Source organism: Streptomyces sp. NPDC107559 (assembly GCF_055657365.1).
In genome coordinates, this window is record NZ_JBVKBD010000019.1 from 101990 (window position 1) to 108330 (window position 6341).

The following is a 6341-nucleotide window of genomic DNA, read 5'->3' on the forward strand; positions in this document are numbered from 1 at the left end:
GGCCTACCCGCCTTCCTGGCCGCTCGTGCCGAGGACCGCAACGCGCTTCGCCTCCTCGATCGCGAACTCGAATCCGGCGTCCGGGTCGAGCCACAGCCGCTCCGTGGCACGCGCGTGCCGGCGCACGCGGGGGTCGGGATCCGCGTATGCGGAGCGCAGGGCCGGGAGCATCGTCCCGCCGAGCGCGATCAGCGCCCGGCTGAGGCTCAGCCGTGTCTCCCGTCCGCCGCGGCCGAGCTGCGTGGCCAGCACCCCGGCCAACTCCGCTTCCCCGCCCTCGGGTACGAGCGCGACCGCTGCCCGCCATGCGCTGCGTGCCACTTCGTCGTCGGCGTCGGACATCAGCGCCCGGGTGATCGCCGGCCACGCCTGCCGGTCTCCGATCTTGGACAGGGTGTGCAGCGCCTGGCTGCGCGCCTGTGCCCCTTGCGAGCGGAGTTCCCCGAGCAGCGCCGGGACCGTACTCGACGCCGGGTGCCGGGTGAGCGCCCAGGTCAGCATCTCGCGCACCTGGAACTCGGGCTCGACCGCGCAGCGTTCGACGAGCCCGGCGACGAACCGGGGGTCCGGGTCCGTGCCGATCGCCAGCGCCGCCCGCAGCCGCACCGACGAGCGGCCGTCCGCCAGCCCCCGGAGTACTCGCGGCTCGTCCGTCTCCTGCTTTGCCATGGTCATCGGGACCACCTCCCTGGCCACAGTGAAGACCTTGTCACCATGTCAAGGTCAAGGACGGCCCCGCCACAGGACGGAGTCGCAGGCCGACGGCCCGCCACAGGACGGCGTCGCAAGCCGACGGCCCGCCACGGGACGGCGTCGCCGGCCGCCCGTCGCCCACCGTCCGTCGAGCGCCGCCCGTGGCCCGCCCCCCATCGAGCGCCGTCCGCCGCCTGCCGCCCGCCCCCCATCGAGCGCCGCCCGCTGCCCGTCACCTCTCGGCCGCGGACCGTCATCCGTCGCCGGTCGATCGTGACCCGTCGGGTGCGGTCCGTCACCCGCCGTCCCGTCCGGCGGGCCGGTGCTGCGACGGCCCCTCCAGATTGGGGAGTGGGGGGGTGCCCAAGACAAGGCTGCCGGGGCGGCGCGGAGTTGGACACGCTGGGGGTCCGCTCATCGGTGCCGACCGCCCGGTGCAGCCGGGTCCGGGTACGGCCGAAGAGGGGAAGTCGTCATGAGTAAGTTCGCGCGGGGCGGGGGAAGGCGGAAGGCCACCGCCGCCGGTCTCGTCATCTCCGGCATGGTGATCAGTGCCTCGGTCGCGCCGGTCACCGCCCACGCAGCCGTTCCGGCCTTCCCGGACAACATCACCATCTTCCCGGACCGGGACTTCGTCTCGATCGACGGCTTCTCCGAGCACGCGGGAGAGCAGGTGACCATCGAGGTGCAGCGCCCGCACGTGGGGCTCATCGGTTCGGCCACCGGCACGATGGCGTCGGCGGACTCGATCGCGGCGGGCAATCCGGCCATCGAGGTCAACCACCCCGGCGGTCTGTGCTGGGGGGCCGGCGGCGGCCTCCAGGTCACCCCCGACATCCGAGCCGGCGACATCGTATCGGTGAAGTTCGGGGGCACCGTGGCCGCCGACGCCACGACCCTCGACGTCGGCGTCACCGGCGGGGCACTGACCACGCCGACCACCCTGGTGATCCAGGGCCGGCTCGGCCCCGAGGTCGACCCGACGTTCCTCGAGCACCGGATCATCGAACCGGCCCTGCGGGACACCGACGTGGCCCGGCGCGACGTGCGGGCCGTGCCGGGACCCCTGGCGAACGCGCCGAAGGGCGGCTACTCCTCCGGCGTGCAGGTGGCCGCCGACGGCAGCTTCATCGCCACGTACGAGTTCCTGAACGACAGGACGGCGGCGGTCGCGGCCGAGGGCCTGTACACCGTGACGAGCTGGCAGGACCAGGACTCCGACGGCAACACCCAGGGCGTGACGATCTCCGAGTTCGGCGAGGTGGGCGGGCCCGGGATGGGCGGCTGCCCGGCCGGCGCGGTGCAGCAGGGACCGGCCTCGCCCACCGGTGTCGTGGTGCGCGCCGAGGGCGACTCGACCCTGGTGAGCTGGACCCCGCCCAAGCAGACCCCGGGTACGGCCCCGATCCTCGGGTACACCGTGCGCGCCGTCGACCGGCTCAGCAGGAACGGTGTCCAGGGCGAGATCGGCGTCCGCGTCAACGACCCGGACGCGACCTCGGTGACCCTGCCGGGCTCCGTCGAGGGCAAGCGGATCGAGGTCAGGTCGTTCGGCGAGACCGGCGAGTCCTGGCCGCCCGCGTTGCCGGGCGACACCCTGTCGGGGGACTTCACCCCGCCGACCGTCACGGCGAAGCCCGCCGGCGGCGTCTACACGGCCGACACCCTGGTCACCCTGACCGCCGACGAGCCGGGCTCGGAGATCTACTACACGCTCGACGGCTCCGACCCGCTGGAGGCGGGCACCACCGGACCCGCGGCGACGCTCTACACCGGACCGTTCGAGCTGAAGGCGGCCGACGGGCCCAGGACCGTGCGGTTCGTGGCCTTCGATCCGGCCGGCAACGCCTCGCAGGCCCGGCTGGAGAAGTACACGTTCGGCACGACCAGGGCGCCCGGCGCTCCGCAGTCGGTGACCGTGCAGGGCTCCAACGCCAGTGCCACCGTGCGGTGGACGGCGCCCGAGGACCCGGGCAGCTCGCCGGTCACGGGCTACGAGATCACCGCGACGCCCGCCTCCGGCGCGCCCGTCACGGCCACGGCCGGGGCCAGCGGCTCCAGCCTGCTGCTGACCGGGCTGAAGAACGACACGAAGTACAGCGTGACGGTCGTCGCCGTGAACGCGGTCGGCAAGGGCGCCTCCTCCGCACCGGTCGAGGTCACCCCCGCGGTGCCCGCGGTCGACAAGCTCGCGATCACGCTCGCCAAGTGGAAGTCCGGCGACCTGCGGCTCGAAGGCACCGGGTCCATTCCCGGGGCGTCGCTGACGCTGCGCGTCGGCGGGCCGGGCGGCCAGGTCTTCGCCTCCAACGTGATCGTGCAGCCGGGCGCGGTCAACGGCACCTGGAGCCTGCGCCTGCGCACCGGCCTCGGCACCGTCACGAACCCGAGCCCGGTCTACATCTCCTCCGACAAGGGCGGAGTGCTGGACAAGGTGACCCTGCCGAACGGGTAGCCGACCGACCTGCGCCCCGGCGGGGAGCGTCCGCCGTACCCGCGGACGCCGACCGACGGGGCGCCGACCGGGACCGGAGCGGTTGGAGGAAGCCCCTACTCCACAGCCGCCCCGGCCCCGGCCGGGCGGCCGGTGGACCCCCTCCGCCGGCCGCCCGGCCCTTTCGACCGTCCGGTCGTCTCTCCTCAGCGGTGCATTCAGGAACACCGCGAGCCGTCCCACGGCCGAGGAGCACGGCCGGCGCACAGCCGTTCGCGCGTACGGAACCACGCGTGCGCAACCCCGCTCACGGCGGGGCACCGGCCGACGGCACGAGCCCCGCCACGCACCACCGGCACAACCGGCAGTACCGAGAAACCCAGAAGACCGGGGCATCCGCGACTCCATGGGGGAGAGCAGGGTGCCCGAGCCGCCGTCGCGGCGGCCCACCATGGGGGTGAACCCACACATGCACGACAACGCCCTGTCCAGGCGTGACCTGATGAAGTACGGCGTGCTCGCGTCGGCGGCCCTGGCCCTGCCGCTCGAACACGTGGTACGCGCCAAGACGGCTTCGGACCGGATCGCGATCAGCAAGTTCCCGAAGCCGTACACCGTGCCGTTCGCGGTGCCGCCCGAGGCCGTACCGGTCAAACGGTCGAGCACCACCGACTACTACACCGTCACCATGCGCAGTGCCATGACCGAGATCCTGCCCGGCATGAAGACCGAGACCTGGTCGTACGACGGGTCGTTCGGCGGCCCGACGATCCGGGCCACCCGGGGCCGGCCGGCCGTCGTACGGCACATCAACGCGCTGCCCCAGGTGCATCCGCGCCTGGGCTACGAGTCGTGGACCTCGGTCCACCTGCACGGATCGGCTTCGCTGCCGGAGTACGACGGCTACGCCAGCGACGTGACGCGCACCGGTGAGTTCAAGGACTACCACTACCCGAACACCCAGGACGCGCGCACCCTCTGGTACCACGACCACGGCGTGCACCACACGGCCGAGAACGCGTACATGGGCCTCGCCGCGATGTACACGATGACCGACGCGCTGGAGCAGTCGCTGCCGATCCCGCACGGCCGCTACGACGTGCCGTTGATCATCCGCGACGCCATGTTCGACCGCGACGGACAGCTGCTGTACGACGACGGCGGCCACTCCGGCATCTTCGGCGACGTGATCCTGGTCAACGGGCGGCCCTGGCCGGTGATGAAGGTCGAGCGGCGCAAGTACCGCTTCCGGATCCTGAACGGCTCGATCTCGCGGGGCTACAAGTTCGCGCTGAGCACCGGCGACCCGTTCGTCTTCATCGGCACCGACGCGGGCCTGATGCCGCAGCCCCGCTCGGTGACCAGCTACCGGCACGGCATCGCCGAACGCTACGAGGTGGTCATCGACTTCGCCAAGTACAAGGTCGGCCAGCGGGTGGTGCTGAAGAACCTCGGCGTGCCGAACTCGGAGGACTTCGACACCACCGGCGACGTGATGGCCTTCGACGTCGCCGGCGATGCCACCGACCTGTCCGGCAACTCCATTCCGGACGTGCTGAACCCGAACGCGCCGGCGATGGACCTGACCGCCGCGATGGCGAAGAAGACCCGCAAGTTCGAGTTCATCCGCAAGGACGGCATCTGGACCGTCAACGGCAAGACCTGGGCGGACGTGATCGCCTCGAACTACGAGTACGTCTGGGCCGATCCGGGGCTCGGGGACATCGAGATCTGGGAGTTCGAGAACAAGTCCGGAGGCTGGTGGCACCCGGTCCATGTGCACCTGGTCGACTTCAAGATCCTGGACCGCAACGGCAAGGCGCCGTCGCCGTGGGAACTCGGCGGCAAGGACACCGTGTACGTCGGCGAGAACGAGACCGTGCGGATGGTGGTCAAGTTCGGTCCGAACACCGGGCGTTACATGATCCACTGCCACAACCTGGTGCACGAGGACCACGACATGATGGCCCAGTTCCGGGTCGGGCCGCCCGCCGCCGTACACCACCCGGTCTACGCGGCGCCCGCCGCTGCCTGCCCCGCCCCGATGGAGCTGGGATACGACGATGACTCCATCGGCTGAGGCGCTCCCCGCCGAGGCGGGCGCGGCGGCGCCGGGTCCGCGATCCGGCCGGCATCTCACGGACCGGCGCCTCGGGGCGCTGCTCTGCGTGGCCGCGTCCGTCGGGGACCTGGTGGTCTTCCAGCAGAACCTGGCGAACGGCCTGGCCGTGTCACTGCCTTTCCTGGCGGCGGCCGTCGTCCAACTCGTCCTCGCCTGGCGGGTGTGGGCCTCGCCGCGCACGGCCGAGGCCCTGTCCGCGGTCCTCGTGCTGGGCCTGCTGATCGGACTGCAGGCCGTCGCCGTACGCAGCGGTGCGACGACCGTGGGGCCGCGCGAGGAGCCGCTGCGGGCCGATGTGCCGGCGACGGCGGCGCTGTTCGTGCGGCTCGCCGCGCTGCCGTGCCTGGTGCGTGCCCTGTCCGGCCGCGGACGGTCCTGGGCCGTCAACGGACTCCTCGTCATCGGGGCGGTGGTGTGGACGCTCAGGCTGACCGGCCTGCTGGGATGACAGGGCCGGGGCGGCGCGCGGTACGACGGTCCGTCGTACCGCGCGCCGCCCTGCTCGTGGTGCCGGCCGCGGTGCTGGTGGCCGGCACCTTCCTGGCGGAGCCGGTGCGGGTCGAGTCGACCAGCATGGAGCCGACGCTGCTGGCGGGGGACCATCTCCTCGTCGACGACCGCGCCTACCGTGATGCCCCGCCCCGGCGCGGCGACCTCGTGGTGTTCGACGGGTCCGGCGCGACGCTGGTCAAGCGGGTCGTGGCGGTGGCCGGGGACACCGTCGCGATCGAGGACGGCGTGCTGGAGGTCGACGGCCGTGCCGTCGAGGAGCCGGCGGTGGATCCGAAGACGGTCGACGGGATGTACTTCGGGCCCGCGCGGGTACCGGAGGGCACCGTCTTCGTGCTGGGCGACAACCGTCGGCACTCGGTGGACTCCCGGCAGTTCGGACCGGTGCCCGTCACGAAGGTGACCGGGCGGGTGGTCCTGCGCTGGTGGCCGCGGCCGGGCAGACCCTGACGGGTGCGGGGGGGCGGGGGGAAGGGGGCCGCCCACCCGGGGGGGGGTGGCCGGCCGCGGGCACACACGGAAGGCCACCCGCCCGGTCCCCCTCTTGACGGGGACCGGGTCAAAACGCCGTGGATTCACCCA

Annotated in this window: 5 protein-coding genes; 4 read left to right on the top strand and 1 reads right to left on the bottom strand. The window is 72.5% G+C overall.

All coding sequences use genetic code 11. The annotated features are described in order from the left end of the window. Positions 1-3: 3 nt before the first annotated feature. A complete protein-coding gene (locus ACZ7OY_RS36835; RefSeq protein WP_472249929.1) occupies positions 4-675 on the bottom strand; it encodes a HEAT repeat domain-containing protein in 672 nt (223 codons plus the stop codon). Positions 676-1168: 493 nt separating this feature from the next. Here ACZ7OY_RS36835 and ACZ7OY_RS36840 point away from each other — a divergent pair, with 493 nt between their 5' ends. The 4 genes from ACZ7OY_RS36840 to lepB all read left to right on the top strand — a co-directional run bounded on the left by ACZ7OY_RS36840 (position 1169) and on the right by lepB (position 6209). Then, the gene (locus tag ACZ7OY_RS36840; RefSeq protein ID WP_472249930.1) at positions 1169-3148 is read left to right on the top strand and encodes a fibronectin type III domain-containing protein; all 1980 of its coding nucleotides are present in this window, start codon (positions 1169-1171) and stop codon (positions 3146-3148) included. A 448-nt stretch (positions 3149-3596) separates the two neighbouring features. Next, positions 3597-5207: a multicopper oxidase family protein gene (locus ACZ7OY_RS36845; protein WP_472249931.1), complete on the top strand. Its 1611-nt coding sequence runs from the start codon at positions 3597-3599 to the stop codon at positions 5205-5207. Next, entirely contained in the window at positions 5191-5697 is a 507-nt protein-coding gene (locus tag ACZ7OY_RS36850) for a hypothetical protein (RefSeq protein WP_472249932.1), read from the top strand. Before ACZ7OY_RS36845 ends, ACZ7OY_RS36850 begins: the two co-directional genes overlap by 17 nt. After that, the gene (gene lepB / locus ACZ7OY_RS36855; RefSeq protein ID WP_472249933.1) at positions 5694-6209 is read left to right on the top strand and encodes a signal peptidase I; all 516 of its coding nucleotides are present in this window, start codon (positions 5694-5696) and stop codon (positions 6207-6209) included. Before ACZ7OY_RS36850 ends, lepB begins: the two co-directional genes overlap by 4 nt. Positions 6210-6341: the final 132 nt, after the last annotated feature.